General features: G+C 70.7%; 23 protein-coding genes. 8 read left to right on the top strand and 15 right to left on the bottom strand.

Annotated elements, in window-relative coordinates; translation table 11 throughout:
• Positions 1 to 80: 80 nt before the first annotated feature.
• The gene (gene cysK, locus ACO2Q3_RS13675; RefSeq protein WP_423307340.1) at positions 81 to 1,124 is read right to left on the bottom strand and encodes a cysteine synthase A; all 1,044 of its coding nucleotides are present in this window, start codon (positions 1,122 to 1,124) and stop codon (positions 81 to 83) included.
• A gap of 160 nt (positions 1,125 to 1,284) precedes the next feature.
• On the opposite strand from cysK, the gene ACO2Q3_RS13670 reads away from it, so the two are divergent.
• Together ACO2Q3_RS13670 and ACO2Q3_RS13665 are read left to right on the top strand one after the other, a co-directional pair.
• The gene (locus ACO2Q3_RS13670; protein ID WP_423307338.1) at positions 1,285 to 1,809 is read left to right on the top strand and encodes a GNAT family N-acetyltransferase; all 525 of its coding nucleotides are present in this window, start codon (positions 1,285 to 1,287) and stop codon (positions 1,807 to 1,809) included.
• A gap of 69 nt (positions 1,810 to 1,878) precedes the next feature.
• Positions 1,879 to 2,685, top strand: coding sequence for an acyl-CoA thioesterase domain-containing protein (locus tag ACO2Q3_RS13665; protein WP_423307336.1), 807 nt, complete (start codon positions 1,879 to 1,881; stop codon positions 2,683 to 2,685).
• A gap of 179 nt (positions 2,686 to 2,864) precedes the next feature.
• On the opposite strand, the gene ACO2Q3_RS13660 is transcribed toward ACO2Q3_RS13665, so the two are convergent.
• Positions 2,865 to 3,614, bottom strand: coding sequence for an SDR family NAD(P)-dependent oxidoreductase (locus ACO2Q3_RS13660; protein WP_423307334.1), 750 nt, complete (start codon positions 3,612 to 3,614; stop codon positions 2,865 to 2,867).
• Positions 3,615 to 3,815: 201 nt separating this feature from the next.
• On the opposite strand from ACO2Q3_RS13660, the gene fliI reads away from it, so the two are divergent.
• Genes fliI through ACO2Q3_RS13645 form a run of 3 tightly spaced genes read left to right on the top strand, consistent with a single transcriptional unit; the run spans position 3,816 to position 6,630 of the window.
• A complete protein-coding gene (gene fliI / locus ACO2Q3_RS13655) occupies positions 3,816 to 5,150 on the top strand; it encodes a flagellar protein export ATPase FliI (RefSeq protein ID WP_423307332.1) in 1,335 nt (444 codons plus the stop codon).
• On the top strand, positions 5,147 to 5,563 hold the full coding sequence (locus tag ACO2Q3_RS13650; protein ID WP_423307330.1) for a flagellar export protein FliJ: 417 nt from the start codon (positions 5,147 to 5,149) through the stop codon (positions 5,561 to 5,563). The genes fliI and ACO2Q3_RS13650 overlap by 4 nt, the downstream gene beginning before the upstream one ends.
• Positions 5,563 to 6,630 (top strand): endo-1,4-beta-xylanase, encoded by a 1,068-nt coding sequence (locus tag ACO2Q3_RS13645; protein ID WP_423307328.1) that lies wholly within the window; start codon positions 5,563 to 5,565, stop codon positions 6,628 to 6,630. The genes ACO2Q3_RS13650 and ACO2Q3_RS13645 overlap by 1 nt, the downstream gene beginning before the upstream one ends.
• A 216-nt stretch (positions 6,631 to 6,846) precedes the next feature.
• Here the strand turns inward: ACO2Q3_RS13645 and ACO2Q3_RS13640 are convergent, their stop codons facing one another.
• The 13 genes from ACO2Q3_RS13640 to ACO2Q3_RS13580 form a co-directional block, all read right to left on the bottom strand.
• A complete protein-coding gene (locus ACO2Q3_RS13640) occupies positions 6,847 to 7,197 on the bottom strand; it encodes a DUF4282 domain-containing protein (protein ID WP_423307326.1) in 351 nt (116 codons plus the stop codon).
• A gap of 109 nt (positions 7,198 to 7,306) precedes the next feature.
• Complete coding sequence (locus tag ACO2Q3_RS13635) at positions 7,307 to 7,642, bottom strand: hypothetical protein (RefSeq protein ID WP_423307324.1); 336 nt, start codon at positions 7,640 to 7,642, stop codon at positions 7,307 to 7,309.
• An 81-nt stretch (positions 7,643 to 7,723) separates the two neighbouring features.
• Complete coding sequence (locus tag ACO2Q3_RS13630) at positions 7,724 to 8,269, bottom strand: hypothetical protein (RefSeq protein WP_423307323.1); 546 nt, start codon at positions 8,267 to 8,269, stop codon at positions 7,724 to 7,726.
• 138 nt (positions 8,270 to 8,407) lie between these two features.
• Positions 8,408 to 10,429 carry a flagellar biosynthesis protein FlhA gene (gene flhA / locus ACO2Q3_RS13625; protein ID WP_423308003.1) on the bottom strand — a complete coding sequence of 674 codons (2,022 nt, stop codon included), beginning with the start codon at positions 10,427 to 10,429 and terminating at the stop codon, positions 8,408 to 8,410.
• 335 nt (positions 10,430 to 10,764) lie between these two features.
• Positions 10,765 to 12,135, bottom strand: coding sequence for a sigma-54 interaction domain-containing protein (locus ACO2Q3_RS13620; RefSeq protein WP_423307321.1), 1,371 nt, complete (start codon positions 12,133 to 12,135; stop codon positions 10,765 to 10,767).
• A 27-nt stretch (positions 12,136 to 12,162) separates the two neighbouring features.
• Positions 12,163 to 12,507: a flagellar motor switch protein FliN gene (gene fliN / locus ACO2Q3_RS13615; protein ID WP_423307319.1), complete on the bottom strand. Its 345-nt coding sequence runs from the start codon at positions 12,505 to 12,507 to the stop codon at positions 12,163 to 12,165.
• A 5-nt stretch (positions 12,508 to 12,512) separates the two neighbouring features.
• Positions 12,513 to 13,172: a flagellar assembly protein FliH gene (locus ACO2Q3_RS13610; RefSeq protein ID WP_423307317.1), complete on the bottom strand. Its 660-nt coding sequence runs from the start codon at positions 13,170 to 13,172 to the stop codon at positions 12,513 to 12,515.
• Positions 13,172 to 14,197, bottom strand: a complete 1,026-nt coding sequence (fliG, locus tag ACO2Q3_RS13605; protein WP_423307315.1) for a flagellar motor switch protein FliG — start codon at positions 14,195 to 14,197, stop codon at positions 13,172 to 13,174. The genes ACO2Q3_RS13610 and fliG overlap by 1 nt, the downstream gene beginning before the upstream one ends.
• Before the next feature lie 4 nt (positions 14,198 to 14,201).
• Positions 14,202 to 15,785 (bottom strand): flagellar basal-body MS-ring/collar protein FliF, encoded by a 1,584-nt coding sequence (gene fliF / locus ACO2Q3_RS13600; protein WP_423307313.1) that lies wholly within the window; start codon positions 15,783 to 15,785, stop codon positions 14,202 to 14,204.
• Between the two features lie 279 nt (positions 15,786 to 16,064).
• On the bottom strand, positions 16,065 to 16,346 hold the full coding sequence (locus ACO2Q3_RS13595; protein ID WP_423307311.1) for a DUF1153 domain-containing protein: 282 nt from the start codon (positions 16,344 to 16,346) through the stop codon (positions 16,065 to 16,067).
• Positions 16,347 to 16,512: 166 nt separating this feature from the next.
• On the bottom strand, positions 16,513 to 18,144 hold the full coding sequence (locus ACO2Q3_RS13590; protein ID WP_423307309.1) for a flagellar hook-basal body complex protein: 1,632 nt from the start codon (positions 18,142 to 18,144) through the stop codon (positions 16,513 to 16,515).
• Between the two features lie 37 nt (positions 18,145 to 18,181).
• Entirely contained in the window at positions 18,182 to 18,658 is a 477-nt protein-coding gene (locus tag ACO2Q3_RS13585) for a flagellar hook capping FlgD N-terminal domain-containing protein (RefSeq protein WP_423307307.1), read from the bottom strand.
• A 9-nt stretch (positions 18,659 to 18,667) separates the two neighbouring features.
• The gene (locus ACO2Q3_RS13580; protein ID WP_423307305.1) at positions 18,668 to 21,274 is read right to left on the bottom strand and encodes a flagellar hook-length control protein FliK; all 2,607 of its coding nucleotides are present in this window, start codon (positions 21,272 to 21,274) and stop codon (positions 18,668 to 18,670) included.
• A 416-nt stretch (positions 21,275 to 21,690) separates the two neighbouring features.
• On the opposite strand from ACO2Q3_RS13580, the gene flgK reads away from it, so the two are divergent.
• The 3 genes from flgK to mnmA all read left to right on the top strand — a co-directional run bounded on the left by flgK (position 21,691) and on the right by mnmA (position 26,228).
• Positions 21,691 to 23,805 (top strand): flagellar hook-associated protein FlgK, encoded by a 2,115-nt coding sequence (gene flgK / locus ACO2Q3_RS13575; protein ID WP_423307303.1) that lies wholly within the window; start codon positions 21,691 to 21,693, stop codon positions 23,803 to 23,805.
• Positions 23,806 to 23,812: 7 nt separating this feature from the next.
• Positions 23,813 to 24,745, top strand: a complete 933-nt coding sequence (locus ACO2Q3_RS13570; protein WP_423307302.1) for a flagellin — start codon at positions 23,813 to 23,815, stop codon at positions 24,743 to 24,745.
• 304 nt (positions 24,746 to 25,049) lie between these two features.
• Positions 25,050 to 26,228 carry a tRNA 2-thiouridine(34) synthase MnmA gene (gene mnmA / locus ACO2Q3_RS13565; RefSeq protein ID WP_423307300.1) on the top strand — a complete coding sequence of 393 codons (1,179 nt, stop codon included), beginning with the start codon at positions 25,050 to 25,052 and terminating at the stop codon, positions 26,226 to 26,228.
• The last annotated feature ends 3 nt before the right edge of the window (positions 26,229 to 26,231 follow it).

The raw sequence follows: 26,231 nt of genomic DNA, 5'->3' as shown, positions 1-26,231 counted from the left end.
CTTCGGCGTCTCGGGCGGTCCCGGATGAGCCGCTGGCGCGGCTCTCCGGGATGACAGTGAAGGGGAGCCGAGGCTGACGCTCAGCTCCTGAACAGTGGCGTCGACTGCACGATCGCCAGCTCCTCCTCGGTCATCTCCGTGGGGATGTCGGCGAACAGCGGGGTGGAGAGGTAGCGCTCGCCGGTGTCGGGCAGCATGGCCAGGATCGTCGAGCCCTTCGGCGCCTCCGCCGCCACCTTCAGGGCGCCGGCAAACGTCGCGCCGGCGGTGATGCCGACGAAGATGCCTTCCTGGCGGGCCAGGTTCAGGCTAGTGCGCATGGCTTCCGCGCCGTTGATCGCCAGCACCTGGTCGACGTTGTGCGCGGCGACGGCGTCGCCGGTCAGCTTGGGGATGAAGTCGGGAGTCCAACCCTGCATCGGGTGCGGCTTCCACGCCGGGTGGCCCGCGGCGGGCGAGCCGTCGGCGTTGCGCGCCTGAGCCTCGCCGCTGCCCAGCAGCTGAGCGTCCTCGGGTTCGCAGACGATGATCTTGGTCTCCGGCCGCTTCTCGGCCAGCACCCGGGCCACGCCCTTCAACGTGCCGCCGGTGCCGTAGCCGGTGACCCAGTAGTCCAGCGCCTCGCCCTCGAAGTCGGCCAGGATCTCCTGCGCCGTGGTGCGCGAGTGCATGTCGGGGTTGGCTTCGTTCTCGAACTGCCGGGTCAGGAACCAGCCATGCGTCTGGGCCAGCTCCACGGCCTTCTGCACCATGCCGGTGGCGCGCTGCGCGGCCGGGGTCAGCACCACCTTGGCGCCCAGGAAGCGCATCAGCTTGCGCCGTTCGATGGAGAAGCTCTCTGGCATGGTCACCACCAGCGGATAGCCTTTCTGGGCGCAGACCATGGCCAGGCCGATGCCGGTGTTGCCGCTGGTGGCCTCGATCACCGTCTGGCCGGGCTTCAGGGCGCCGCTCTGCTCGGCCGCCTCGATCACCCCCAGGGCCAGCCGGTCCTTCACCGAGCCCAGCGGGTTGAAGGCCTCGATCTTGACGAACAGGTTCACGCCCTCGGGCGCGAGCTTGTTGATCCGCACCACTGGGGTGTTGCCGACCGTCTCGAGGATGTTCTGGTACTTGCGGCCCATGGAGGCCTCCCTGTGCTGGCGCGCGGCCGGCCGCGCGAGGCCCTCTTCGGGGGCCATATAGGGCCGCCGCCCCATCGGCCGCAACGGGCGGCGAGCCCGCCCTGGCGCGGACGGCGCGACCATGCGAAGCCAGGGCGACATCCCCGCGCCAAGGCCGCCCATGCCAGACGTTCCCGTGCTCGACACCCCGCGCCTGATCCTGCGGGCGCACCGCCTGGACGACTTCGCCGACCTGGCGGCCATGTGGGGCGATCCCGCCGTGACCCGCCACATCGGCGGCAAGCCGTCAGCCCCGGCAGAGTCCTGGAGCCGGCTGCACCGCTATCGCGGCCACTGGGCGCTGCTGGGATACGGCTTCTGGGCGGTGGAGGAGCGTGAGACGGGGCGCTACGTCGGCGACCTGGGGTTGGCCGACTTCCACCGCGGGCTGGACCATCCATTCAACGACGCGCCCGAGGCCGGCTGGGCCCTGGCCCCCTGGTCGCACGGCCGCGGCTACGCCAGCGAGGCCCTGGCCGCCGTCCTGGCCTGGGGCGAGGCGCGGTTCGGCTCGCCGAAGGTCTGGTGCATCATCGATCCGGACAACGCGCCCTCGATCCGCGTGGCGGAGAAGGCCGGCTTCGTGCTGCACGGCCGCACGGCGCTGCAGGGCGAGCCGACCCTGCTGCTGGCGCGCGGCGCCTGAAACGCGGCTGCACAAGCCTGGCCGCAACCCACTCGCCCTGCGGACGGGAATCCGCCATGGTCCCGCGCCATGGAAAACCAAGCCTTCTTCAAACGTGACGGCGGCGGTTACGTCGCAAACCCGGTCAGCCGGGGCCCCTGGAACCCGCAGTCCCTGCACGGACGGGTGATCATCGGCCTGCTGGCCTTCGAGCTCGAGCAGCGCCACGGCAATCCGGACTTCGTGCCGGCGCGGCTGACGGTGGACATGTACCGGCTGCCCGACTTCTCGCCGATCGAGATCGCCACCCGGGTGGTGCGCGACGGCAACCGCATCAAGGTGATCGACGCCGAGTTCCTGTCCGGCGGGGTCAGCGTGGCGCGCGCCACCAGCCAGTTCCTGCGCCGCTCGCAGCGGCCGGAAGGCAATGTCTGGACCCGCCCGACCTGGGACGCGCCGCCACCGGAACAGGTCGACGATCCGCCCCCGCGGCAGAACGGGCTGGGAGGGATGTGGGCGATGAAGCCGATCAGCGGCGGCGTCGGCTCGGCCGGCCCGCGCCGCACCTGGATGAGCGAGGTGCGCGAGATGGTCGAGGGAACCCCCCTGACCCCGTTCCAGCGCGTCGCCCTGTGCGCCGACTTCGCCAGCCCCTTCGCCAATGCTGGCGACCAGGGCCTCAGCTACATCAACTCCGACGCCACCCTGTACATCCACCGCGAGCCGGTGGGCGAGTGGATCGGCCTGGAGGTCTGCGACCACGGCGCCACCGACGGCGTGGCCGTCGGCGAATGCTGGCTGTACGACACCCAGGGCCCGATCGGCTCGGCCACCGTGGCCGCCCTGGCGCAGCAGCGGCGCATGCAGCTGCCGCCGGCGGACGCGTCGAAGGCCTAGGGGGGTTGGCGTCCCTCCCCCGAAGTGGGGAGGGACAGATCGCGCAGCGATCAGGGTGGGGAAGTGAGATGGCGGGCGTCGGCTGAAGAAGGTCAAGCGCGCGTCGCGAAGTTCCCCACCCTGGCGCGCTTCGCCGCCTGTCCCTGCCCATGAAGGGGAGGGCGATGATCAGGCGGGCCTCAGAACTTCTCGGCCCAGGGGCGCAGGTCCAGTTCCAGGGTCCAGGCGCTGCGGTGCTGGTGGTGCAGCATCCAGTAGGCCTCGGCGATGGCGTCGATCTTCAGCAGGCCGTCGGGGCCGCGCTGTTCGGCCAGTTGTGGCAGGCGGCTGAGCAGGCGCTCGCCCTCGATGCCGCCGTCGACGATCACGTGGCCGACGTGGATGTTCTGCGGCCCGAACTCGCGGGCGATGCTCTGGGCCAGGCCGCGCAGGGCCGCCTTGGCCGAGCCGAACGGCGCGAAATTGGCCGACCCGCGCAGGCTGCCCGAGGCGCCGGTGAAGATCAGGCTGCCGCCGCCGTGGCCCAGCAGTACCGGCAGCGCCGCCTGGCCCAGCTGGAAGCCGCCCAGGACGTGCTCGCGCCAATGCTGGGTGAAGGTCTCCTCGCTGACCTTCAGGAACGGGGCGGGATTGTTGGAGCCGGCGTTCTGCACCGCCACCGCCAGCGGGGCCAAGGACTCCGCCGCCGCCACGAAGCGCGCCGCGTCCGCCGCCACCGAGGCGTCGCCGACCACGGCCTCGGCCGTCGCGCCGGACGCCTTCAGCTCGGCCAGGCTGGCCTCCAGCTTGGCGGCGTTGCGTCCGGCGATGGCGACCGGATAGCCCCCCGCGGCGAAGCGGCGGGCGATCGCCGCGCCGAGGCCCTGGGGCGAGCCGACGCCGACGACCAGGACGGCGCCCTGGCGGGGCTGGAAGGCGGTGTCGGGCATGGGCGTTTTCCTCGTGGAGTCGGTGAACTTTAAATGATGGGGATCATATTTCCGAACTCAAGGCGCCGCTTGGCGATTGCGCGCCTGCGACCGATGGTCTTGCGGGCGTGACGGGGCGCCGGGGGCGGCGAAAGTTAGTCATCGGTTAAGGCCTGGGGGCGACCCTCACGGGGTTCAGATTCCCCGGGGCTGCTTCGATCCTTGCGTAACCTCATCGCCGCCGTCGAGCGCATAGATCCGCTGACCGTTTCGGGCCGCGTCGCGGCGGTGAACGGCCTGCTGATCGAGGCGCGTGGCGGGCTGACCCGCCTGTCCGTCGGCGCCCGCGCCGAGGTCGAGCGCCGGGGCGAGAGCCCGCTGGCCGCCGAGGTGGTGGGTTTCCGCGAGACCCGCGCCCTGCTGATGCCCTTCGGACCCGTCGAGGGCGTCGCCCCCGGCGCCGAGATCCGCATCCGGCCTGAGGGCGCGGCCGTGCGCCCGACCAAGGCCTGGCTCGGCCGCATCGTCGACGCCTTCGGCGCCCCGATCGACGGCAAGGGGCCGCTGCCGCAGGGCCCCGCCCCCTATTCGCTGCGCGCGCCGCCGCCGCCGGCCCACGCCCGCGGGCGGGTGGGCGAGCGCCTGGACCTGGGCGTGCGGTCGATGAACGCCTTCACCACCACCTGTCGCGGCCAGCGCCTGGGCATCTTTGCCGGCTCGGGCGTCGGCAAGTCGGTGCTGCTGTCGATGCTGGCGCGCGAGGCCACCTGCGATGCGGTGGTCGTCGGCCTGATCGGCGAGCGGGGCCGCGAGGTGCGCGAATTCATCGAGGAGACCCTGGGCGAGGCCGGCCTGCGCCGGGCCATCGTCGTGGTCGCCACCTCGGACGAGCCGGCGCTGAAGCGCCGCCAGGCCGCCTACATGACCCTGGCCCTGGCCGAATACCTGCGCGACCAGGACCTGGAAGTGCTGTGCCTGATGGACTCGGTCACCCGCTTCGCCATGGCCCAGCGCGAGATCGGCCTGGCGGCGGGCGAGCCGCCGACCACCAAGGGCTACACCCCGACGGTGTTCACCGAGCTGCCCAAGCTGCTGGAGCGCGCCGGTCCCGGGCCGGTCCGCCCGGACGGCACCACGGCGGGCCCGATCACCGGCCTGTTCACAGTGCTGGTGGACGGCGACGATCACAACGAGCCGATCGCCGACGCCGTGCGCGGTATCCTGGACGGGCACATCGTCATGGAGCGGGCCATCGCCGAGCGCGGGCGCTTCCCGGCGATCAACGTGCTGAAGTCGATCAGCCGGACCCTGCCAGGGTGCCAGACGCCGATCGAGCGCGAGATCGTCAAGAACGCGCGCCAGACCCTAGCCGCTTACGCCAACATGGAAGAGCTGATCCGCATCGGCGCCTATCGCGCCGGCTCCGACCCGGCGCTCGACCGCGCCATCCAGCTGAACCCGGCCCTCGAACAGTTCCTGTCGCAGGACAAGGACGAGTTCACCAGCATGCAGGAAGGCTTCGATCGCCTGCAGGACATCGTGAGTAGCGCCGCATGAAGTGGGCCGACCAGCTGATCAAGCTCTCCAACTTCGAGGTGGAGCTGCTGCAGAAGCGCCTGGCCGAGATCGCCGAGCGCCGCGCCGTGGCCGAGATGAAGCTGGCGGTGCTGCACGCCGAGGGCGAGGCCGAGATCCAGCGGGCCCGCGAGGACGCCCAGGCCGGCTGGTATCACGCCGGCTTCGCCGCCGGACTGAAGCAGCGCAAGGCCGCGGTGCAGCTGATGATCGACCAGACCCTGGCCGAGGAGGCCGGCGCCCGCGACGCCCTGGCCGAGGCCTTCGAGACGCTGAAGAAGTACGAACAGGTGGCCGACAACGCCCGCTACGCGGCGATCAAGGAACAGAACAAGCGCGAGACCGCCGCCCTCGACGAGATCGGCCTGCGCCGCGTGGCCTCGGGCGGACGCTGATGGCGAGCGGCGCCGCGGACTGGAGCCGTCGCGGCGTCCTGGCTTCGGCCCTGGCGCTCGGCGCCTGCGACCGGGCCATCGCCTCCAAGCCCAAGCCCGAGCTGCCGATCGCGCCGCTACGGTCGGTGGCCCCGTTCCCGATCGGCACGGCGGTGATGGCCCAGCGGCTGCAGGACCCGGCCTTCGCCGGCCTGGTCGCGGCCCAGGCTTCGCAGGTCACGCCCGAGTTCGAGATGAAGATGGAGTACATCGTCCAGCCGGACGGTTCCTTCCGCTTCGACGCCCCCGACGCCATCGCCGCCTTCGCCCGCGACAACCGCATCCGCCTCTTCGGCCACTGCCTGGTCTGGTACGCCGAAAAGCCGCCGGCCTTCGAACAGCTGGACCAGAACCGGGTGTCGTTCCGCGACGCCTATGTGAACTACATCACCGCCGTGGTCGGCCGCTATCGGGGCCAGGCCGTCGGCTGGGACGTGGTCAACGAGGCGATCGCCGAGGACGGCGGCGAATGGCGCTCGAGCCTGTGGTCGCAGCGCCTGGGCGGGCTGGAGCACATGCGCCTGGCCTACGAGGTGGCGCATCAGGCCGACCCCGGCGCGCGCCTGTTCCTCAACGACTATTACCTGGAGAAGATTCCGGGCAAGCGCGCCTCGTTCATGCGCCTGGCCGAGGCCCTGCTGAAGGCCGGCGCGCCGCTCGGCGGCATCGGCACCCAGACGCACATCGACGCCGACCTGCCCGCGGGGGCGATCAGCGCGGCGATCAAGGAGCTGGCGACCCTGGGCCTGCCGATCCACCTGTCGGAGATGGACGTCTCCATCGCCCGGGTGCAGGGCTTCCACCGCCCGGACGTGCTGGAGCAGCGCCAGCGCGAACTCTATGCCGAGGCGGCGCACGCCTTCTGCGAACTGCCGCCACAGCAGCGCTTCGCCTTCAGCCTGTGGAGCCTGCGCGATTCGGACAGCTGGATCGTCCGCGACCTGCCCAGCGACACCCCCAACCTGTTCGACGCCAACGGCGCGCCGAAGCCGGCCCTGGGCGCCTTCGAGGCCGCGCTGCGGGGGTAGGGGACCTTCGCTCGCCCCCCTCTCCACCGTCATCCTCGGCCTTGTGCCGAGGATCCATGAACACGGCTCGACGGGTGGCGCGCTTCGAAGGGCGCGGCACGACGGGGCGCTTGCCGTCTTTACGACGCTCCGCTGCCGCTCGCGACGGCCCTTCACGTGTTCATGGATCCTCGGGACTGACGCCCGAGGATGACGGATAGGATTGGACGCCGGTCGCTACCGGGGCCCGGCGCCGCCGCGGCGCTGTTCGTCTTCCCAGGCGCGGCGCATGGCGGCCAGGTCGTCGCCGATGCGGAACACGACGACGTAGAACTCGCACATCGCCCGCCACAGCAGGCCGAGGGCGGCGACGATCATCAGGCCGACCACGAGTACGGGAATCACCAGCAGGAAGGCCCAGACGGTGCCTTCCTTGAAGGCGATGCCGGCCGAGGCGCCGATCACGGAAAAGGCGGCCACGACGATCACCGCCATGCCCAGCCAGTAGACCCAGTGGATGACCGGCCCCGTGATCATGCGATCGAAGACCAGGACCTCCCAAAGCCCGCCCCGTCGTCCGTTCGCCATGCTCGATACGTCCCCTGGCGGCCTCGCCGCTTGTCGCCGAATGGCTATCAGCGCGCGCGCCCGCCCGCAATGGCGGCGGAGTGACCCAGAGCGTCCGCCCGCTCGAAGTCTAGCGTTCGGGAAGCTCGCCCAGCGCCTTGATGCCGGCGCGGTCAAGGCTGGAGACCACCTCGCCGCCGCGCACGTGCAGGATGGCTTCCGGCACGGCGAAGCTGTCGACACCCTTGCGCAGCATCACCAGGGTGCGGCCATCCTTGCCGGTGGTCAGGCGCGAGACGCGGCCCAGGGTCTGGCCCGAAGGATCGCGCACCGTGGCGCCGACCGCCAGCGGCCCGGTCAGGGCCGAGGCGTTGTGCGCCGCGTCGTCCGCGGCGGGCGCGGCGGGCTGGGCCAGCGCAGGCCCGGCGGCCAGGATCAGGGTGAGGACGATGGCGGCCTTGGACACGGTGCGGCTCCCGCGCGGGTTTCAAACCCCCGCGGGAGCCAACGGCCTGTCCGTCGTGCAGTTCCGCTTGGAGGCGGAGCCTTACTTAGGCGCTGCCGGGTGCAATTTCGACTGCAGCTCGGCCTGGGTCATGTTGATCACCGCCGCGCCGTTCTGCATCGCCAGGCCGGTGGTCGCCACGGAGAAGCGATCCTGACCCATGGAGATGGTCGCCATCTGGGCGCCGGTGGACCCCGGCTTCAGCTCGCTGATCGAGCCGATGGTGGCGCCGGTGTTGTCCTTCACCGGGGTGCCGACGGCGAAGGCCGGGGCGGTGGCGTTGGCGTCCGCGCTGGTCCCGGTCGCCGCGCTGGCGCTGCTCCCAGGTGTCGCGGTCGAGGCCGGCGGGGTGGCGGCGGAGGGGGCGGTGGTCGTGGATCCGGCGCTCGGGGAACCGGCGGCGCTGGACGGCGCGGCGCTCTGCTCAGCCGGCGCGGTGGCGCTGGACGAACTGGATGAGGTGTCAGAGGTGCTGGAGGAGGAGGCCGGGGCGGCGCTGTCCGAGGACGAGGGCTTGCTCTTGGCTTGCGCCGCGAACGGCAGGGCGACGGCCAGGCTCACGGCCGCATAAAGCAGGGCTTTCGACATCTGAGGGGTCTCTCCCGAGTATTCTTTGCAACAGCCCCCTCACGGTGGTGACTAACCACGCTGGCCGGCCCCGGTTCCGCCCGGCCTGCGGATTCCGACAAAAGTGAAACACGCGCCAAGGGGCGGCGCAGGTCCGCCCTAGACCATTCCCACGGTCTTCAGCCGCGCCCGCGGATGGATTTCGCTCTGGCTCATCACCACGGTCTGGCCGCGGAAGCGTTCGATGATCGAGCGGACATAGGGGCGGATGGCTGGGCCGGTGAGCAGCACCGGCTGCTCGCCCGAGAGCGCGGCGCGTTCGAAGGCTTCGCGCACGCCGCGGATGAAGTCCTGCAGCCGCGAGGGGGCCAGCGCGAGCTGCTTCTCGTCGCCGTTGCCGATCAGGGCCTCGGCGAAGGCCTGCTCCCAGTCGGGCGACAGGGCGATGATCGGCAGGGCGCCGTCGTCGCCGCGGTTGGCCCAGCAGATCTGCCGCGCCAGGCGGGCCCGGACCTGTTCCACCAGGTTGGTGATCGAGGCGGTGTGCGGCGCGGCCTCGGCGATGCCTTCCAGGATGGCCGGCAGGTCGCGGATCGACACCTTCTCGCGCAGCAGCGCCTGCAGCACCCGCTGCACGGTGCTGGCGGTGGCCACCGAGGGGATCAGGTCCTCCACCAGCTTCTTCTGCTCCGCGGTCAGCTCCTTCAGCAGCTTCTGCACCTCGGCGTAGGAGAGCAGGTCCGCCATGTTCTCCTTCAGCAGCTCGGTCAGGTGCGTGGTCAGCACCGTGGCCGGGTCCACCGTGGTGTAGCCGCGGAAGGTGGCTTCCTCGCGCAGGGATTCCTCGATCCAGGTGGCCGGCAGGCCGAAGGCCGGCTCGCGCATGTGCTCGCCGGGCAGCTCCACCTGGCCGCCGCGCGGGTCCATGGCCATCAGGTGGCCCAGGCGCACCTCGCCGGTCCCGGCCTCCATCTCCTTGATGCGGATGGCGTAGCCCTGGTTGGGCAGGCGCATGTTGTCGAGGATCCGCACCGGCGGGATGATGAAGCCGTACTCGCCGGCCAGGGTCTTGCGCAGGGCCTTGATCTGGTCGGTGAGCCGGCGGCCCTCCAGGTCGTTGATCAGGTTCAGCAGGCCATAGCCCAGCTCGATCTTGACGTCGTCGATGGCCAGGCTGGCCGAGATCGGCTCCTCGGCCGGTTCGGCGGCGGGCTTGGGCGGGGCCGGCGGCGGCGCCTTGGCCGCCTGGGCCCGGCGCCAGGCCAGGTAGCCGGAGCCCATCGACACCGCCGCGAACGGGATGATCGGCATGCCAGGGATCAGGGCGATGACGCCGGCGGCGGCCGAGACCATGCCCAGGGCGATCGGATTGTTGGCCAGCTGGGTGACCAGGGCCTTGTCGGCCGAGCCCTCGACGCCCGACTTGGAGACCAGCATGCCGGCGGCGATCGAGATCACCAGGGCCGGGATCTGGCTGACCAGGCCGTCGCCGATGGTCATGATGGTGTAGGAGGAGGCGGCCTGCTGCAGCGGCAGGTGGTGCTGCACCACCCCGATCAGGATGCCGCCGATCACGTTGATGCCGGTGATCATCAGCCCGGCCATGGCGTCGCCGCGGACGAACTTCGAGGCGCCGTCCATGGCCCCGAAGAAGGTGCTCTCCAGCTCCACGTCCTTGCGCCGGCGCTTGGCCTCCTCCTGGTCGATCAGGCCCGACGACAGGTCGGCGTCGATCGCCATCTGCTTGCCGGGCATGGAATCCAGGGTGAAGCGGGCGGCCACCTCGGCGATCCGCCCGGAGCCCTTGGTGATCACCACGAAGTTCACCACCAGCAGGATGGCGAACACCACCAGGCCGATGACGAAGTTGCCGGACATCATCAGCGCGCCGAACGCCTGGATGATGTGGCCGGCGCCGTCGGTGCCCTCGTGGCCGTGGCCCAGGATCAGCCGCGTGGAGGCGATGTTCAGGCCCAGCCGGAACAGGGTCGCCATCAGCAGCACGGTGGGGAAGGAGGTGAATTCCAGCGGCTTCTTGATCAGCAGCGCCGTCATCAGGATCAGCACGGCGCTGGCGATCGACAGCGACAGGAGGGCGTCCAGCAGGAACGCCGGGATCGGCAGGATCAGCAGCACGATGATGCCGACGATGCCCACCGCCAGCGCCACCTCGCCCTTCATCACCCAGCCCAGCACCTCGCGCGGCGTGGGAGCGGAGCTGCCAGCGGGAATGCCGATGTTAGCCATGGGGCGCGTGCTCCAGAGCTGAGGCGGCCGTCAGAATCTCCCCTTCTCCCCTTGCGGGAGAAGGTGTCTGCGCAGCAGACGGATGAGGGGTGGACGGCGCCTCGCCGAGATGCGGTCGTGCTGCGCCAATCCGAGGCGATCCCCAACCCCTCATCCGTCCGCCTTCGGCGGCCACCTTCTCCCGCAAGGGGAGAAGGACGCGAACCGCGACGGATGCATGGCGCGGCAATGCCAGGGATGAGGACGGGGTTTGCACCGGCAGAACGCCTTTAAGCCGCGCTCGCGCCCTGTTGGGGCGGGGGCACGGAGACGCCGGCGTCGGAATATTCCTTCAGCTTGTTGCGCAGGGTGCGGATCGAGATGCCGAGGATGTTGGCCGCGTGCGTGCGGTTGCCCAGGCAGTGGCTCAGGGTGTCGATGATCAGCTGCTGCTCGACCGCGGCCACGGTCTGGCCGACGAAGCCGCGGGTCACCGCCTCGGCCGCCATCGAGGCCACGCGGGCGGTCTCCGCGCCGGGCGCCTGGGACGACGACATAGGCGCGCCGTCCGGCAGGCGGATGGCGAATTCCTCGATCTCCGGCCCGGTGGACAGCAGCACCGCCCGGTGCATGGCGTTCTCCAGCTCGCGCACGTTGCCGGGCCAGCGATGGCCCAGCAGACGCTGGCGCGCCTGGGCGGAGATGGCGCGGTTCGCCACGCCGTTGGCGGCGGCGTATTTCTTGGCGAAGAACTCGGCCATCGGGATGATGTCGCCCGGGCGCTCGCGCAGCGCCGGCAGGCGCAGGTTGATCACGTTCAGCCGGAACAGCAGGTCCTCGCGGAAGCTGCCCTCGCGCACGGCCTGGGCCAGGTCGCGGTTGGAGGTGGCCAGGATGCGGATGTCCACCTTGACCGGCTTGGAGCCGCCGACGCGGTCGATCTCGCGCTCCTGGATCGCGCGCAGCAACTTGGCCTGCAGCCGGGCGTCCATCTCCGAGATTTCGTCCAGCAGCAGGGTGCCGCCGCTGGCTTCCTCGAATTTGCCGATGCGGCGGGCCAGGGCGCCGGTGAAGGCCCCCTTCTCGTGGCCGAACAGCTCGCTTTCCAGCAGGTTCTCGGGGATGGCCGCGCAGTTGACCGAGATGAACGGCCGCGAGGCGCGCTTGGACTTGGCGTGCAGATAGCGGGCGACGACCTCCTTGCCGACGCCGCTTTCACCGGTGATCAGGATCGAGGCCTCGGACGGCGCCACCTGGTCGGCCATGCCGATCACCGCCTGCATGGCCGGGTCGCGCGCCACCATCGGCCGCTCGTCGTCGGCCACCGCGGCCAGCACCGCCGCGATCAGGTCGGCTTCCGGCGGCAGCGGGATGAATTCCTTGGCCCCGGCGCGGATCGCGTCGCCCGCGCGCTTGGGGTCGGAGCCGACGCCGCAGGCCACCACCGGCACGCGGATGCGCTCGCCCTCGTTGGCGGCGATCAGCCCGGCGATGTCCAGGTCGTAGTCGACCATCATCAGGTCGGCGCCCTGGCCCGCGCGCAGGGCGTGGGTCGCGGCCTCGCAGGTCTCCACGTGCGCCACCTTGGCGCCCGCATCCATCGCCATCTTCACGGCGGTGGCGAGCTGTCCGCTCAGTCGTCCGACGACCAGAAGCCGCATGATAGTTCTCCCTTACGCACCCGGCCTTCAGGCCGCGGCGTCGCCGTCCTTGATGATTTCCGTCATGGTCACGCCGAGACGGTCATCGACGATGACCACCTCGCCGCGGGCGACGAGCCGATTGTTCACATAGATGTCGATGGCCTCGCCGACCTTGCGGTCGAGTTCGAGGATGCTGCCCTGGCCCAGCTGCAGCAGCGCGGCCACGGAAAGGTTCGCGCGCCCCAGCACCGCGGAGATGCTGACCGGCACGTCGAACACCGGCGCCAGGTCCTGGGCGGTCTTATCCTCGTGCGCGATCTGCGCCATCAGCATCGACGCCATGTCCTGGGTCGGGAACTCCTCGAGCGGGAGCGGCGTGTCGTCAGACATGTTGGTCACCCATGATGGTCACTCGGGCCGGAAGTAAGAGCTTCGCCGTGCAGGCCCTCGGCGGCCAGGGCCGCTTCCAGGGCCTCGGCCACGCGGGCGGCGGCGGCGTTGGGGTCGAAGGCCGCGCGTCCGTCGCCCCAGTCCAGGACGAAGGCGGCGCGGGGCATGGCGGGGTCGGCGCGGGCGATGATCTGGCCGCCGTAGCCGATATTGCCGGCGGTCTCGTTCAGCGCCGCCTGCACCTCGTCCAGCCGGTCGGCCGGGGCGAACACCACCAGCTTCGGCGCCGCCTCGATCTCGCGCGCCAGGGCGGCCAGGGCCTCCTGGATCGGCGCGTCGGGAAAGCGGTCGCAGGCGGCGTCGGCGATCTTGCGCGCGGCCGCCAGGGCCAGGCCGGCGGAGCCGACGCGGTGCTCGTGCGCGGCGGCGGCCAGGGTCGGCAGCGCCATGCGCGCGGCCTCGGCCACCTGCATCAGCGCCTGGGCGGTCTGCGCCTGGGCGGTGGCCTGACCGGCGGCGAGCCCTTCGGCGCGCGCCTGGTTGCGGATCTTCTCCACCTCGTCGGCGGTGTAGACGCGTTTGTACGGCGCCGGCTGCGAGGCGATGTTGCCCGCGCCGTCGAACACGGTGTCGAAGGTGAACTTGCGGGGGGCGGCGTCGGACATCAGTAGATCAGCTCATCGTCGCCGCCGGCGCCGGCCAGCATGATCTCGCCCTTGGCGGCCAGGTCCTTGGCCACCTGCACCATCGACATCTGCGCCTGGTCGACGTCGCGCAGACGCACTGGACCCATGCTTTCCATGTCCTCGCGCATGATCTTGGCGGCGCGTTCCGACATGTTGGAGAAGAACATCTCGCGCAGGGCGTCGGAGGCGCCCTTCAGGCCCAGCGCCAGCTGGTCCTTCTCCACCGCCCGCAGCAGGGTCTGCACCCCGCCCGGATCCAGCTTCGACAGGTCCTCGAACACGAACATCAGGGCGCGGATGCGCTCGGCGCTCTCGCGGCTGCGCTCTTCGAGCGCGGCCAGGAAGCGCGCCTCGGTCTGGCGGTCGAACGAGTTGAAGATCTCGGCCATCGCCTCGTGGCTGTCGCGCTTGGAGGTGCGCGCCAGGTTGGACATGAACTCGGTGCGCAGGGTCTGCTCGATCTTGTCGAGAATCTCGCGCTGCACCGGCTCCATGCGCAGCATGCGGGTGACGCACTCCAGCGCGAAGTCTTCCGGCAGGGCCGCCAGCACGCGCGCGGCGTGGTCGGACTTCACCTTCGACAGCACCACGGCGACGGTCTGCGGGTATTCGTTCTTCAGGTAGTTGGCGAGCACCGCCTCGTTCACGTTGCCCAGCTTGTCCCACATGGTGCGACCCGCCGGACCGCGGATCTCCTCCATCAGGGTCTCGACCTTCTCCGGGGGCAGGAAGGCCCCCAGCAGGCGCTGGGTCTGCTCGAACGAGCCCATCAGGGCGCCGGCGGCGGACATGCCGGAGACGAACTCCACCAGCAGGTCTTCCACCACGCTGGACGAGACGGTGCCGAGGCCGGCCATCGCCTGGGAGATCTCCTTGATCTCCTCGTCGTCCAGGTTCTCCCAGATGGTGATGTGCTCTTCGCCCAGCGCCAGCAGCACCACCGCGGCCTTTTCCGGCCCGGTCAGCTTGTTGGCGTCGGTGACGGCTTTGCCCTTGCGGATCATGGCGTCACGCGGACTCGTGCAGCCAGCTGCGCAGGATCGACACCGACTCGTCCGGATGCTTGTCGACGAACTCGGCGACGCGCTTGACCGACGAGGCCTTCACCTGGCCCTCGATCTTGGCGATGTCGATCTTCTGGTCGATGTCCGGCGCGGCGAGCGCCAGCTGCCCGCCGCCGCCGGCGATTTGGCCGGAGACGCCGTCCGCCGTGGCGACCAGGTGCGTCACCTGGCCCCCGGGACCAGCCAGCGCCGGCAGGCCGCCGCCGGTGGTGGCGCCGCGGACCAGCGGGCGGACCACGAAGAACAGGATGACCAGCGCCACCAGGCCCAGGATGCCCAGCTCCACGGCGCGCATGATGTCGTTCTTGTCGAAGCCCATCAGCGGGTTGGAGGCGCTGACCCCGTCCGGATCGTCGTCGTGCGGGAACTTGACGTTGACCACGCTGACCACGTCGCCGCGGTCGGCGGAATAGCCAATGGCGGCGCGCACCAGTTCATCCAGATGCTTCATCTCCTCGGGCGTGCGGGCGCTGTAGGCGCCCGGCTTGCCCTTGGCGCCGGGGGCGGTGACCCCGTCCACGGCCACGGCCACCGACAGTCGCTTCACCTGGCCCGGTGACTGCACCTCGGTGCGGGTGGTCTCGGAAATCTCGTAGTTGGTGGTGGATTCGGTCTGGCCGCTGGAGTTGCCGTTTTCCGTGCCCTGGCCGGGCGTCGTGCCGGGGGTGTTGGCGGTGGCCGAGGTCACCGCGCCGGAGTTGGCGTTGTTTTCCTTGGAATTCTGCTCGTTGGTCTGCTCGGAGCGGACCACCTGGCCATCTGGATCGAACTTCTTCTCCTGGGTGGTGACCTGGTTGAGGTCGACGTCGGCGGTGACCTGCACCCGCGCGTGGCCCGGACCGACCACGCCCTCGACCATGTCCTTCACGGTCTTGCGGATGCGCTCCTCGATGGCCGCCTTCTCGGTCTGCGCCACCTGGCTGGCCGAGCCGGCGTCGGAGCCGCCCGACAGGGTCTTGCCGTGCTGGTCGATCACCGTGACCCGGTCGGGCTTCATGTTCGGGACCGCGCCGGCCACCAGGTTCTGCACCGAGCGGACCTGGTCGGCGGAAGGTTCGCGCGCGCCGACGCCGATGGTCACGGCGGCGGTCGGCTGTTCGGCCTCGTCCTCGAACAGCTGGCGGCGCGGCATCACCAGGTGCACGCGGGCCTCGGTCACGCCGTCCAGCGAGCGGATGGTGCGCGCCAGCTCGCCTTCGGTGGCGCGCTTCATGTTCAGCTGCTGGACGAAGTCGGTCTGGCCGAGGGCGCTCTGGTTGTCGAAGATCTCGTAGCCGACCGAGCCGGCCGTCGGCAGGCCCTTGCCGGCCAGCAGCAGCCGCGCGGAGGCGACCTTGTCGCGCTCGACCATGATCGTCGAGCCGTCGCCCTTGACCTGGTACTTGATGCCGGCCTGCTCAAGCGCCTGGGTGATGGTGCCCGCCTCGCGCAGGTCGAGGTTGGAGTACAGCAGGCCCATGGGCTGGCCGCCCACGTTCAGCAGGATGGCGGCGATCAGGGCGGCTGCGCCGGCGCCGATGCCAAGCATCACCGCCAGTCGACCAATCCCGTAACGCTGAAGGGCGTTGAAAAGTTGATTCACGTCCGAAGCCGCAGGGCGTCCCTGAACAAACTCGCGCCGCCGGCCTTCTAGGCGCCCGTCGCTAGGCAGGATTTACCCAGTGCAAGGTAAACGACCCGTTTATGTTTGCCTGCGGCGCCTGCGACGTTTCGGACCGGGCGGCCAGATTTGCCGACCTGGAAAAGAAAGCGGCGGCGCCCTGGGGGGAGCGCCGCCGCGACTGTCGCGAACCTTATGGGGGAGGGTTCAGCGATATTGTTGCAGGCGCGTGGTGCGCAGGCCCGCAAGACCATGTTTTTCGATCGACGCCTGCCAGCCGAGGAATTCCTCGTTGGTCAGGGAGTAACGTTCGCAGGCTTCATCCAGCGTCAGCAGGCCACCGCGGACGGCCGCCACGACCTCCGCCTTGCGGCGGATGACCCAGCGCTGGGTATTGGCCGGCGGAAGGTCGGACAGGGTCAGGGGCGCACCGGTCGGACCGATGACGTACTTTTCGCCCCTGCTGTTCGTGCGTTGCTGCTGCAACATGGCTTTACGCCCTTCTCACCATCACTGTTGCGTCGGAGAATAGACGGTGTGCGATAACGACGACTTAATCGCGAAGGTGAAATTCCGTTTACACATGTGGTCTTCCTGGGGTCTCATTTTGGCACGACGTAGGTAAAACGCGATTAATCTTCGTTAAAGTCAGCGTTTACCTGATGATGTTGAGCAGGTCTTGCAGCATCTGGTCCGCAGTGGTGATGATCTTGGAAGACGCCGAGTAAGCCCGCTGGGTGGTGATCAGGCCGGTGAACTCGCTGGACAGGTCGACCGTCGAGCTTTCCAGGCTCTTGGGGGCCAGAAGACCGGCGCCGCCCACGCCCGGAGCCTTGAGGCTGTAGGTGCCGCTGGCCTGGGTGACGCGGAAGGCGTCGCCGGTGACCGCCTGCAGGCCGTCCGGGTTCGGGAAGGTGGCGATGGCCACCTGGGCGATCCGGCGGGTCACGCCGTTGTCGAAGTCGGCGGTGACGAAGCCGTTCTCGTCGATCTCGATCTTGGTCAGGTTGCCGAAGGCGGTGCCGTTGGTGCTGATCGACTGGGTGGCCGATGGGCTGTCGAACTGCGTCAGGCCGCCGGTGGCGGAGCTGATGCTGAACGCCACCGACTGGGTGTCGATGCCCAGCGACGCGGCCCAGTTGACCTGGCCGGCGCCCGGGGCGCTGGGCGAGTTGGAGGGGCCGAAGTTCAGCGTCGAGGTGCCGCCGAACAGGGTAGTGTTGGTCGGGTCCAGCTTGCCGTCGGCGGTGAAGGCCACCACCCCTGTGGAGATCTGGCCGTTCGACAGGCCCGCGCCGTCGACCACGTCGGAGGCCGGCACCGCGACGACTTCCGCATACCACTGGTTCGGCACGGCGCTCTTCAGGAAGTCGATCTGCACGGTGCGCTTGCCGCCCTTGGAGTCGGAGATCGGCACCTGCAGGCTGTAGTCGGGCTTCACCCCGGTGGCGTTGTTGGAATCGTACATCGCCATCGAGTTGGTGGAGGCGTTGTAAGCGCCGGCCGCGTCGGCGAGGGCCAGGGTGTGGGCCGCCGCGGCGACCGAGGCCGGCGTCGCGCCGGTGGCGGCGGCGGCGGCGTTGATGGCGGCGGTGGCGCTCGGCGCGTTCGTGCCGAGGGCGGCGATCGCGGCGGCCTGCACCGAGGCGACCGTGGCGCCGCCCGCGCCGGCGGCGGTGGCCGCGGCGGTGTCGGCGGCGGCGGCGGCGGCCATCTCGTTCTTGTCCGTGGCCGCGGTGGAGACGGCCTGGCTGGACTGCAGGTTGGCGTTGATGCCGATCTGGGTGGTCAGGTCGGCGGCGCCGCCGGCCTGCGACACGTTGATCGACTGCAGCTTGGTCAGGTCGGACGGGTCGGTGGAGATGTTGCCGTTGGCGTCCACCGGCCAGCCCTGCAGGTAGAGACCCGCCGAGTTCTTCAGATAGCCCTGGTCGTCCTTGGTGAACGAACCGGCGCGGGTGAACGAGCGGGTGTCGTTGGCCGTCACGCCGGTGGCATGGTCGGTGGCGATGAAGAAGCCCTGGCCCGAGATCGACAGATCGAGGTCGGAGCTGGTCTGGGTCTGCAGACCCTGTTCGCTGATCAGCTGGCGGTTCACCGCCAGCACGCCGCCGGACATGTCGTTAGAGCCGGCGGCCTGCGACGTGACCAGGCTCTCGAAGTTGGTCTGGGTCTGCTTGTAGCCAATGGTGTTCACGTTGGCGATGTTGTCGGAGATCGTCGACAGGGCCGTCGAATTGGCCGCGAGGCCCGAGACGCCGGCGAGCATGGCGCTGTTGATGCTCATGGAGGTGATCCTTGTCTTGAAGTCTGGATGAGGGGTCTCAGCTGCCGAGCAGGCCGCTGAGCGGGTTGTTGGGGTTCGACGACACGCTGGTGACCGTCGACAGATCGATGCTGTTGGAGCCCACCTTCAGCATGGTCTCCCCGTTGGACTGGCTGATCGAGGTGACCACCCCGGAGATGTCCGGGTCGCCGGCTTTCGCGCCTGGCGCCGTGACCACCTTGCCGATCAGATTGGCGCTGGCGCCGATCCCGGCCTGGGTGTTCACGAGCTGCTGCAGCAGCTTGTTGGAGAGGAGCTGCTGCTCCACCCCGGTCATCTGGGTGAGCTGCTGGGTGAACTGGTTGGTGTCCAGCGGCGACGTGGGGTCCTGGTTCTTCAGCTGCGTGGTCAGCAGCGTGAGGAAGGTGGTGAAGTTGTTGGCCATGCTGGCCAGGCTGGAGTTCAACCCGGCGCTCGACGTGCCGGTATTGCTCGTCGTCGGGGTTGTCGTGTTGGTGTTCACGGCCGTGGTCATGGTCTGGTCCTAGATCGTGATGTCGACGGCGCCGTCCGCGGTGCGGACGATCGCGGGCGAGGGGGGGGCGGCGTCATCGGCGGTGTCGGCGACCCGGATCTGGGGCTGGGCCGCGCCGCCGGCGCCGGTGTTGGAGCCGTCCTGGTTGCCGGCGAAGTTCGCGCCCGGGTCCGGGGACTGGAAGCTGAGCCCGCCCTGGCCGACGTCGAAGCCGGCCTGGCTGAGCGCCTGCTGCAGGTCGCCCGCCCGCGCCCGGGCTTCCGCCGCGGCGGCGGGATTGTCGAAGGCGATCTGCGCCGACAGCTGGCCGTTGGCGTCGATCCGCACCTTGACGTTCACCTTGCCCAGGCCGTCGGGGTCGAGGGCGATGTCGAACTGCGCCGCCTTGCCGCCGGACGCCTTGCGGGCGATCTGGTCGGCCAGCTGGCTGGTCATCGACGCGCCGTGTGCGGCGGCGAGGGCGGCGGGCGTGGTCGCCGGGGTCTGGGCGGGCGCCGGGCCGGCGACGAAGGCCTGGCTGGTGTCCGAGGCGGCGGTGGCCGCAGAGGCCGAGCCGGCGGCGGTGTCATCGTGCTCAGCCGTGGTGTCGTCGTTCGCGGACGCGGTGTTCGCCGGCGCGCTCACGGCGGCGGCCGTCATCGTGGCGGCGGGCGTGGCGCCGCTGCGGGACTGGGCCGGGTTCGCGGTCCGCGCCTCGACGGCGGCGGCGGTCTTGGCGGCGCCCTTTGGTGTCGTACCGGAGAGTGGGACAGCGGCCGGACCGGCCATCGGGCCGGCCGGGGGCGCCGGGTCGCCCGTGGCGGCGACCGCATCGCCGGCGAGGGCGGGCGAAGCCGGGACGGCCGGCGCCGCGGAGTCCGTCGTGGCGGCCGGGCCGGCAGGCGGCGCCGGCGAGGCGGCGACGTTGGTCGGCGTGGCGGGTGTGGTCGTCGAAGGGACCTGGGCGGCGGGCGCCGCGGCCTTGGCGTCCGTGGGCGCGCTGCCCGTCGGCGCGTCGGCCGGCGAGGCCGCCGCCGCGACGGTCGCCGGATCCGCCGGCGTGGCGGCGGAGGTCGCCAGCGTCACCACGACCGGCGCGTCGGGCGCCGACCGAACCGGCGCGGCCGGCTCAGGGGTGGAAGGCTGGGGCGTGGCCAGGCTGTCGGTCCGGATGAAAGCCGACGGGGCCGGGACGGATGGCTCGGAGGCCGCCTGGACGGTCGGTGCGGGGGCGGGCGCCGTCGCGCTGGCGTCGACCGTCCGGGCGCCCGTCGCGGCCGCATCGATCGGCGCTGCTGACACGGCCGTGGGCGCGGGGACGAGCGTGTCGGCCGTCGGCGCGGCGTCGGCTGAAGAGGGCGCCGTCGCCGGCGCCGCCGGCGGCGTGTTCGTGGCCGGCGCGGAAGCCGCGGCCGGGGCGGTGGTGGCGTCGCCGGTCACGGCGGCGACGAAGCGGCTGACGTTCGCGCTCTTGGCCAGGCTGGCGACGGCGGTCGGCAGGGCGGTCTCGCTCGCCGGCGCGCTCGCGTCGCCGGTCGCGGCGCTGGGCGCAGCCGCGGGAGCGCCGGGCGCGGCCGGCGGGGACGGGGCGGCCGCCGGCGCGGGCGCGCTGGACGACGAAGGCTGCGACAGTCTCTGGGTCGGCTCGCCGGGGCTCTTGGCGGGGGCGGCAGGCGGGGCCGGGGCAGGGGGCGGCGCGGCCAGGGGGACCAGCGCGCTGGCGTCGGCGGCGGCCGTCCCGGCGCTGGGCGCCGACGTCGCGGCGGTGGTTGCTGCCGCGGCGGTGTTCGTCGCCGCCACGCCCGCAGCGCTGTCCGCCGCGGCGGTCGGGACCGCCGTTCCGTTGATCGGGCCAGCCTTTGCGTCGGTGCTCGTGGCGCTGGGCGTCGCGGGGGCCGGCACCGTGGAGGCGGTCGCCGCGCTGACCACCGCGGAGGCGGCCGCGGACGTCGAGGCGGATGAAGCGCCATCGGTCGCCGTCGGCTTCGCCGGCGTGGCGATCGGCGCCGCGGGCAGGGCCGCCAGCAGGCTGGCGGCGAAGGCGCTGGTCATCGGCGCGGCGGCTGTGGCGGAGGCGGCGGCGGCGGTATCGCTGCCGTCCGTGCTGTCGCTCGTGGCGTCGCCCTTGGTCGTGGCGTCGGGTGTGGCGGTCTGCGCCGCCGCCGCCAGGCGCGCGGTCAGGCCGAAGGCCAGGGCCAGGGCGTTGGGTCCCACGGTGCTGGTGGAGATGCTGTCCGCACGCGCCGCCGTCGAGGTCGCGGCGCCCGGCGTGGACCTGGCGTCGGCGTTGACCGCCAGAAAGCCGGCGAGGGCGCCGAGGCTGAGGGCCGCGCCGCCCTTGATCGGGACCGCGCCCTTAGCCGGCGTCAGCAGCGCCTGGGCGTCGGCGAGGCCGGGCAGGCCGCCGGCGCCGGCCACGCCCGTCGTGTCCTGCGCGTTGCCGGAGAGGAGTCCGCTCGCCGGCAGGAGGCCGCTCTGGCCGCTGGTCGCCGCGTCGCCGTTCAGCTCGGCGATCAGCGCCGCCAGGGCGTCCGAGAAGCCGGCGCCAGCCGAGGGCGCGCCGGCGCCGGACGCAGCTTGGGCGGTCCCGGTCGACGACTGGGCGGTCAGGATCGCAAAGGTGGCGGCGGCCGACATGGCGCGGGCTGGAAGCCTGAACGGGAGGACGGGGGCGCCTGCTGCGCCGGACATTCGGCGTCCCAGTAGCAACCCCCGCGCCAAGTCGCTTGGCGCCTCATAAACAACGGAAAAATAAGCATATTATGAGGTTGTTAAGAGCCGGCTTCGGTTCGTGAGCGGCGGAAATTGCCGAGCGCCGATAGGCAAGGGCTCCCCCACCGGGGGCGTTCGCGCCCAGCGATCGTGACCGCCCGTGACGGCGTGTTTCAATCTTGGCGCCGCTCTTGCCTTGCTCTGCGTGACGGTTCTTCGGACCCGAACGAGAAAGCTATGAGATTCAATAGTTTGGCATTTCAGCGAGGTGAGGCCGAGGGCGTCGTTGGGCAGAATCTGCCGATCGTCGCGGTGCGGATTGCCGCCGTGGAGGCGCCCGCATGTCTCTGAACACCATCATGTCGATCGCCAACGCGGGCATGCAGGTGGCGCAGACGGGTCTGACGACCACGTCGGACAACATCTCCAACGTCAACACGCCAGGCTACGTCCGCAAGGTCGTCAACCAGAGCTCCACGGCGCTGAACGGCGCCGGCGCCGGGGTCACCGTGGCCCAGGTCCAGCGCGTCGCCGACAGCTATCTGCAGGCCGCCAGCCTCTCCGCCAGTGCGACCTCCAGCGCGGCCAGCGCGGTCTCGGACCTGCTGGACCAGGCGCAGACGGTGTTCGGCGATCCCTCGTCGTCGACCAGCTATTTCAACCAGCTGAACAGCGTGTTCTCGGCCTTCACCGCCGCGGCGAACGATCCGTCGTCCAGCCTGTCGCGCAGCCAGGTGATCGACCAGCTCAACACCTTCCTCAGCTCCACCCAGCGCATTTCCGGCCAGCTGCAGGGCTTCACCCAGCAGGCGGACTCCAAGATCGGCTCGGACGTCGACCAGGTGAACCAGCTGCTGGGCCAGATCGACTCGCTGAACTCGGACATCTCCCGCTCGCTGGCCAGCGGCTCGGACGCCACCGGTTCGATGGATGCGCAGAGCCAGCTGATCGACAAGCTGTCGACCTTCGTCGACGTGAAGATCACGCCCAAGAGCGGCGGCGGCGTGGTGCTGCGCACCAGCGCCGGCGACCTGCTGGCCGGCGACGGCGGCCCGGCGACCCTGTCCTACAATGCGGCGGGCAACGGGGCCGGCGTCCTCAGCCTGACCCCTCACGGCTCTACCCAGTCAACCGGCGTCACCATCGGCGACGGCGAGTTGCGCGGCCTGCTGGACGTGCGCCAGAACCAGCTGCCGGCGATCCAGGACCAGCTGGGCGAGTTCGTCTCCAAGACCGCCGATGCGATCAACCAGGCGTCCAACGCCGCGACCGCGGTGCCGCCGCCCAGCACCCTGACCGGGCGCAACACCGGCCTCGACCTGCCCACCATCATCGGCGACTTCTCGGGCAAGACCACCCTGGCGGTGGTCGACGCCTCCGGCAATCAGCAGGAGCGGGTGGACGTCGACTTCACCGCCGGCACCATGAGCGTCAACGGCGGGGCGGCGACCAGCTTCACGCCGGCGACCTTCCTCTCCAGCCTGAACACCGCGCTCAGCGGCTACGCCACGGCCAGCTTCAACACCGGCGCGCTGACGCTCAGCACCACCTCGGCGTCCAACGGCATCGCCATCCAAGACGACCCCACCACCCCGTCCAACGACGCCGGCCGCGGCTTCAGCCAGTTCTTCGGCCTCAACGACCTGGTCACCACCACCGGGATCACCAACTACGCCACCGGTCTGAAGGCGACCGACACTGCCGGCTTCACCGCCGGCGGCACGATCACCTTCCGCATGTCGGACACGCCGGGCTCGGTCACCCGCGACATCACCGTCACCATGCCGGCCGGCGGCGCCATGGCCAACCTGCTGTCGACGCTGAACGCCCAGGTGGGCGGGGTCGGCCAGTACGGCCAGTTCGTGCTCGACAGCCAGGGCACGATGACCTTCCAGCCGAACACGGGCTCGTCGACGACGCTGACGGTGCTGAGCGACAAGACCCAGCGCGGGGCCGGCGGCCCGTCGCTCAGCCAGCTGTTCGGCATCGGCTCGGCCCAGCGCGCCAGCCGCGCCGGCACCTTCTCGCTGAACAGCGCGGTGACGGCCAACCCGATGGCCATGCCGCTGGCCACGCTCAACCTGGCCAACGCCGCCCTGGGCCAGCCGGTGCTGGCGCTGGGAGACAATTCCGGGGCCCTGGCCCTGGCGAAGGCCGCCAATACCTCGCTCAACTTCGGCGCCGCCGGCGACCTGTCGGCGACCACCAGCAACGTCACCCAGTACGCCTCGCTGCTGGCCGGCTCGATCGGCCGCAAGGCCTCGGCCGCGGACGACGCCAAGACCGCCGCCGACGCGGTCAAGACCGAGGCCGACACGCGCCGGTCCTCCGTCGAGGGCGTCAACCTCGACGAGGAACTGGTGAACCTGACCACCTATCAGCAGGCCTACAGCGCCTCGGCCCGCCTCGTTCAGGCGGTCAAGGACATGTACGACACCCTGCTGCAGATGACCTGAGGCCAGCATGACCCGCGTCGCCACCGCCAGCACCTACAGCGCCGTCCTCGACAACCTGATGGCCGCCCAGCAGAAGCAGATCGACGCCGCCACGCGGGTGTCGTCGCAGAAGCAGGCCACCGACCTGAAGGGCTACTCGGCCAACGCCGAGACCCTGGCGGCGCTGCAGGCCAACCAGACCACGGTGAAGGGCTATCTGGACCAGAGCACGGTGCTGTCCAACAAGCTGTCCACCCAGGACCTGGCGCTGAACCAGGTGGCCGACGCCGCCACCGGCGCCAGCCAGGCGATCAAGAACGCCCTGGCGTCCGGTAACGGCGACAGCATGATGCAGGCGCTGCAGGGCTATTTCCAGAACGCCGTCGGCGGGCTGAACATGAAGTTCGACGGCCACTACCTGTTCTCCGGCGGCCAGGTGAACACGCAGCCGGTCAGCGCCACGCAGCTGAGCGACCTGACCGCGGCGCCGTCGGTGGCCAGCCTGTTCCACAACGACCAGTACGTGACCAGCAACCAGCTCGATGAATCCACCAGCATCAAGTCGGGCTTCCTGGCCGACGGCCTGGGCACGCCGCTGTTCAACGCCTTCAAGGCGATCGAGGCCTATGACCAGGGGCCCAACGGGCCGTTCACCGGCACGCTGACCCAGGCGCAGCAGACCTTCCTGCAGAGCCAGATCCCCAGCTTCGACACGGCGGGGACCAACCTGACCTATACCGCCGGGCAGAACGGCCTGATGCAGAACCAGGTGGACGCGGCGACCACCGACCTGACCAGCCGTCAGACCATGCTGCAGACCCTGACCGGCAAGATCACCGACGCCGATCCGGCCCAGGCGGCCGCCGACCTGTCGCAGGCGCAGTACGCCGTGCAGGCCGCCGCCCAGGTGTTCGCCTCGCTGAAGGCGTCCTCGCTGCTGACCCTGCTGCCGAACGGTTGAACGGCAGCGGCGCGGCGAGGTTAGTGTCTCAGTTGGGGAAGCGCGGGCCTTGCAAGCAGGCGGCGCAGTGACCCGGCGCCGGAGTTTCATTGTAGCTGTGGCCGCTATAATCACCGCATTCCTGGTATGGCGGGCTCCGGCCCTATACCGCATCTATCGGGATTGGCCCGCCATCGCGGCTTGTATCCACGATCACCGCGACTGCCCGTAATTTCAAACTTGAACACCGCGGTGGGGCGCCGCCCTCGCCATCGTGGCCCCGGCGCACTAAATAGCGCGGCTGGACCCGCCAGGACCCTCGACCGTGCCCCTCGACGCCCCCGCCATCGCCGCCGCCGACCAGGTGCTGGACCTGGTGCGCGAGGCGGTGCGCCTGCCGGCCGGCGCCCGCATCGTCGCGGCGATGTCCGGCGGCGTCGACTCCACGGTCACCGCGGCCCTGCTGAAGCGCGCCGGCTACGACGTGGTGGGCGTCACCCTGCAGCTCTACGACCACGGCGTGGCGGTGAAGCAGAAGGGCGCGTGCTGCGCCGGGCAGGACATCCTGGACGCCCGCACCGCCGCGGAGTCCCTGGGCATCCCGCACTATGTGCTCGACTACGAGAGCCGCTTTCGCGAGGCGGTGATGGAGGAGTTCGCCGACGCCTACCTGCGCGGCGAGACGCCGATCCCGTGCGTGCGCTGCAACCAGACGGTCAAGTTCCGCGACCTGCTGGACGTCGCCCGCGATCTCGGCGCCGAGGCCCTGGCCACCGGCCACTATGTGCAGCGGTCGGCCGACGGCAACGCCCCGCGCCTCAAGCGCGCCGTCGATCCGGCCCGCGACCAGAGCTACTTCCTGTTCGCCACCACGCCCGAGCAGCTGGACTTCCTGCGCTTCCCGCTGGGCGGCCTGGAAAAGCCGCAGGTGCGGGCGATCGCCGCCAGCCTGGGCCTGGGCGTCGCCGACAAGCCGGACAGCCAGGACATCTGCTTCGTGCCGGAGGGCCGCTACACCACGGTGATCGACCGGCTGCGGCCGCAGGGGGCGATCCCGGGCGACATCGTCCATCTGGACGGGCGGGTGCTGGGCCGGCACGAGGGGGTGACCCGCTATACGGTCGGCCAGCGCCGCGGCCTGAACATCGCCGTGGGCGAGCCGCTGTTCGTGGTGCGGCTGGACGCCGACCGGCGCCAGGTGATCGTCGGGCCGCGCGAGGCGCTGCTGACCCATGCCCTGACGCTGAAGGAAATCAACTGGCTGGGCGACCAGCCGACGCTCGAGGCCGCCGCCGCCGAGGGCCAGGCCGTGCTCGCCCGGGTGCGCTCCACGCGCGAGCCTGCCGCCGGCCGGCTGGCGCTCGAGGGCGCGGAGCCGCGGGTGGTGTTCGACAGTCCGGAAGAGGGCGTCGCCCCTGGCCAGGCCTGCGTGCTGTACGACCCGGCCGATCCGGCCCGGGTGCTGGGCGGCGGCTTCATCGCCGGGACGACGGGCGCCGTCTGACGT

Source organism: Caulobacter sp. KR2-114 (assembly GCF_049446115.1).
Taxonomy (GTDB): domain Bacteria; phylum Pseudomonadota; class Alphaproteobacteria; order Caulobacterales; family Caulobacteraceae; genus Acaudatibacter.
The sequence above is the reverse complement of the archived record's forward strand: the minus strand, read 5'-3'. Positions and strand labels throughout refer to the sequence as shown.

Coding starts and splice junctions, on each gene's coding strand:
- ACO2Q3_RS13640 (WP_423307326.1), bottom strand. CDS start 7,197: ATGGCGAACGGACGACGGGGCGGGCTTTGGGAGGTCCTGGTCTTCGAT.
- fliG (WP_423307315.1), bottom strand. CDS start 14,197: ATGATCCGCAAGGGCAAAGCCGTCACCGACGCCAACAAGCTGACCGGG.
- ACO2Q3_RS13630 (WP_423307323.1), bottom strand. CDS start 8,269: ATGTCGAAAGCCCTGCTTTATGCGGCCGTGAGCCTGGCCGTCGCCCTG.
- flgK (WP_423307303.1), top strand. CDS start 21,691: ATGTCTCTGAACACCATCATGTCGATCGCCAACGCGGGCATGCAGGTG.
- ACO2Q3_RS13580 (WP_423307305.1), bottom strand. CDS start 21,274: ATGTCGGCCGCCGCCACCTTTGCGATCCTGACCGCCCAGTCGTCGACC.
- ACO2Q3_RS13645 (WP_423307328.1), top strand. CDS start 5,563: ATGGCGAGCGGCGCCGCGGACTGGAGCCGTCGCGGCGTCCTGGCTTCG.
- ACO2Q3_RS13660 (WP_423307334.1), bottom strand. CDS start 3,614: ATGCCCGACACCGCCTTCCAGCCCCGCCAGGGCGCCGTCCTGGTCGTC.
- ACO2Q3_RS13650 (WP_423307330.1), top strand. CDS start 5,147: ATGAAGTGGGCCGACCAGCTGATCAAGCTCTCCAACTTCGAGGTGGAG.
- ACO2Q3_RS13570 (WP_423307302.1), top strand. CDS start 23,813: ATGACCCGCGTCGCCACCGCCAGCACCTACAGCGCCGTCCTCGACAAC.
- ACO2Q3_RS13620 (WP_423307321.1), bottom strand. CDS start 12,135: ATGCGGCTTCTGGTCGTCGGACGACTGAGCGGACAGCTCGCCACCGCC.
- ACO2Q3_RS13610 (WP_423307317.1), bottom strand. CDS start 13,172: ATGTCCGACGCCGCCCCCCGCAAGTTCACCTTCGACACCGTGTTCGAC.
- fliF (WP_423307313.1), bottom strand. CDS start 15,785: ATGCTTGGCATCGGCGCCGGCGCAGCCGCCCTGATCGCCGCCATCCTG.
- fliN (WP_423307319.1), bottom strand. CDS start 12,507: ATGTCTGACGACACGCCGCTCCCGCTCGAGGAGTTCCCGACCCAGGAC.
- ACO2Q3_RS13670 (WP_423307338.1), top strand. CDS start 1,285: ATGCCAGACGTTCCCGTGCTCGACACCCCGCGCCTGATCCTGCGGGCG.
- cysK (WP_423307340.1), bottom strand. CDS start 1,124: ATGGGCCGCAAGTACCAGAACATCCTCGAGACGGTCGGCAACACCCCA.
- ACO2Q3_RS13665 (WP_423307336.1), top strand. CDS start 1,879: ATGGAAAACCAAGCCTTCTTCAAACGTGACGGCGGCGGTTACGTCGCA.
- ACO2Q3_RS13590 (WP_423307309.1), bottom strand. CDS start 18,144: ATGAGCATCAACAGCGCCATGCTCGCCGGCGTCTCGGGCCTCGCGGCC.
- flhA (WP_423308003.1), bottom strand. CDS start 10,429: ATGAAGGGCGAGGTGGCGCTGGCGGTGGGCATCGTCGGCATCATCGTG.
- ACO2Q3_RS13585 (WP_423307307.1), bottom strand. CDS start 18,658: ATGACCACGGCCGTGAACACCAACACGACAACCCCGACGACGAGCAAT.
- ACO2Q3_RS13595 (WP_423307311.1), bottom strand. CDS start 16,346: ATGTTGCAGCAGCAACGCACGAACAGCAGGGGCGAAAAGTACGTCATC.